The sequence below is a fragment of the Streptomyces sp. NPDC042638 genome, assembly GCF_040647235.1.
In the GTDB taxonomy this organism is placed as follows: Bacteria; Actinomycetota; Actinomycetes; order Streptomycetales; family Streptomycetaceae; genus Streptomyces; species Streptomyces rameus.
On the sequence record NZ_JBEZBT010000139.1, the window covers coordinates 1 to 3,047 of the forward strand.

Sequence of the window (3,047 nt, forward strand, 5' to 3'; positions counted from 1 at the left end):
GGGTGCCCAGCGCGTCGACCTGCCCACCTACGCCTTCCAGCACCAGCACTACTGGATCGAACCCGACACCGCCCGCCAGGGTGATGTCGCGTCGGCCGGTCTGTCCTCGGCCGATCACCCGTTGCTGGGCGCGGCTGTCACGCTGCCCGCGTCCGACGGGGCGCTACTGACGGGCCGGCTGTCCCTGCGCACCCACCCCTGGCTCGCCGAACACGCCGTACAGGGAACGCCGTTGCTCGCGGCTTCCGCCTTCGTCGAGCTGGCGCTGCGGGCCGGTGAGACCGTCGGCTGTGACCGGGTGGAGGAGCTGACACTCGAGGCGCCGCTCGCGCTGCCGGAGCGGGGCGCCGTACAGGTTCAGGTGACCGTCGGCGGACCCGACAGGAACGGTGCGCGCTCCGTCGAGGTGTACGCCCGTGACGAGGACGCCGTGGACGGGCGGTCCTGGACCCGGTATGCCACCGGTGTTCTGATCGTCGGCCCCGAAACCCTCGCGACAGAACATGACTTGGGCACGTGGCCGCCCACCGGCGCGCAGGCCGTCGAGCTAGCCGGCTTCTATGAGCGGCTGGCGCGGACCGGAGTGACGTACGGGCCGGCGTTCCGCGGACTGGAGGCGGTTTGGCGGCGCGGTGACGAAGTGTTCGCCGAGGTGACGCTGCCGGACGCCGAGCCAGTGGACGTGGCGCGGTACGGTCTCCACCCCGTGCTGCTGGACACCGCTTTGCAGGCGGGCCTGGGACCGCTGGACGCAGACCGGGGCGCGGCGGAAGGAACACGGCTGCCGTTCGTGTGGCGAGGGGTGTCGTTGTACGCCACCGGCGCCTCGACGCTGCGCGTACGGCTTGCGCCGGCCGGAGCCGACGGACTGTCGGTGCTCGTCACCGACGCGGTCGGTACACCGGTCGCCAGCGTGGACGCCCTGGTGACCCGCCCGGTGTCCCAGGAACAGCTGTCCGTGGTGGCCGACCTCGCCTCCCGCGCGACGACCGACGAGCCGGACCGGCGAACCGTGACCCGGCGCCCGCTGGCGCAGGCCGCCTCGGACGCCGAGGAGTCGCACCTGCGGCGCAGCCTGCGGCGCGCGGGGGAGGCGGAGCGGCAGCGCATCCTGCTGCGGCTGGTGCAGGAACAGGCCGCCACCGTCCTCGGGCACGCCACCCCGGACGGCGTCGAGCCGGGCCTCACCTTCAAGGACCACGGCTTCGACTCCCTCACCGCGGTCCGACTGCGCAACCACCTGAACACCGCGACGGGGTGCCGACTCCCGGCCACCGTCGTCTTCGACCACCCGACTCCGGTCGCCCTCGCGGAGTACCTGTACACCGAGATCCTCGGCCGCCAGGACGACACCATCGCCCCCGTGGAGCCCGCGGTCCGGGCCGCGACGGACCAGGAACCCATCGCGATCGTCGGGATGAGCTGCCGCTTCCCCGGCGGTGTGCAGTCGCCCGAAGAGCTGTGGGAGCTGCTGACCGAGGGCCGAGACGCGATCTCCGGGTTCCCCGAGGACCGTGGCTGGGACGCGGAGGCGCTGTACGACCCCGACCCCGACGCCCCCGGGAAGACGTACTCGCGCCACGGCGGTTTCGTCTCGGACGCGGGCGGCTTCGACCCGGCGTTCTTCGGCATCTCGCCGCGTGAGGCTACAGCGATGGACCCGCAGCAGCGGCTGCTGCTGGAGACGGGCTGGGAGGCGTTCGAACGCGCGGGCATCGACCCGGCGGTCCTGCGGGGCAGCCAGACCGGCATCTTCGTGGGTGCCGGTTCACACGGCTACGGCACGGGCAGCCACGCCCCGTCGAGCGGAGTCGAGGGCTACCTCGTCACCGGAAACGCTCTCAGCGTCACCTCCGGCCGTCTCGCGTACGCCTTCGGTTTCGAGGGTCCTGCCGTGGCCGTCGACACGGCCTGCTCCTCGTCACTGGTCGCCCTGCACCTGGCGGTGCAGTCGCTGCGCCAGGGCGAATGCCCGCTGGCACTAGCCGGCGGTTCGGCGATCATGTCCACACCCTGGACTTTCGTCGGCTTCAGCCGACAGCGCGGGCTCGCCCCCGACGGCCGCTGCAAGCCGTTCTCCGCCGCGGCCGACGGTTTCGGGCCGGCCGAGGGCGTCGGCGTCCTCCTGCTGGAGCGCCTCTCCGACGCCCGCCGCAACGGGCACCGGGTACTGGCCGTCGTCCGGGGTACCGCCATCAACCAGGACGGCGCGAGTAACGGTCTCACGGCGCCGAACGGCCCCTCCCAGCAGCGGGTGATCCGGGCCGCGCTGGCGAACGCCCAGGTCCCGGCGGCCGAGGTGGACGTGGTGGAGGCGCACGGTACGGGGACGAAGCTGGGTGACCCGATCGAGGCGCAGGCGCTGCTGGCGACCTACGGCCAGGACCGTCCGGAGGACCGGCCGCTGTGGCTGGGCTCGATCAAGTCGAACATCGGTCACACGCAGGCTGCGGCCGGTGTCGCCGGAATCATCAAGATGGTCCTCGGCATGCAGCACGGCATGCTGCCGCGCACGCTCCACCTCGACGAGCCCACGCCACACGTCGACTGGTCCGCGGGAGCGGTACGGCTGCTGACGGAGGACGTGGCCTGGCCCGAGACCGGTCGGCCCCGGCGCGCGGCCGTCTCCTCCTTCGGTATGAGCGGCACCAACGCCCACGCCGTACTCGAACAGGCGCCGGATCCGGTTCCGGAAGTGGAACCCTCCGTGGAGGACGCACCGCCCGCGGTGGTGCCGTGGGTGATCTCGGGCCGCTCGGACAGTGCACTGGCAGCCCAGGCCGCGCGACTGTCCGCGTTCGTACGGGACGGCGACGGGTTGTCACCCCTGGATGTCGGCCTTTCGCTCGCGACCACTCGGTCGGCGTTCGAGCACCGAGCCGTGGTCCTCGCGGGAGACCGCAACGGCCTCCTGGACAGCCTGGACGCGCTGACCGATGGACGTGTCCTGCCCGGCGTGGTGCGCGGCGTCGCCGGTTCACGTGGGCAGACGGTGTTCGTGTTCCCGGGTCAGGGTTCGCAGTGGCTGGGTATGGCTGCGGAGTTGT

1 protein-coding gene is annotated in these 3,047 nt (G+C 72.3%); it reads left to right on the forward strand.

The genetic code is table 11. The features are described from left to right. Positions 1 to 3,047, forward strand: a 3,047-nt coding sequence (locus AB0B40_RS38075; RefSeq protein WP_362268214.1) for a beta-ketoacyl synthase N-terminal-like domain-containing protein, incomplete at both ends; no start/stop codon positions are given.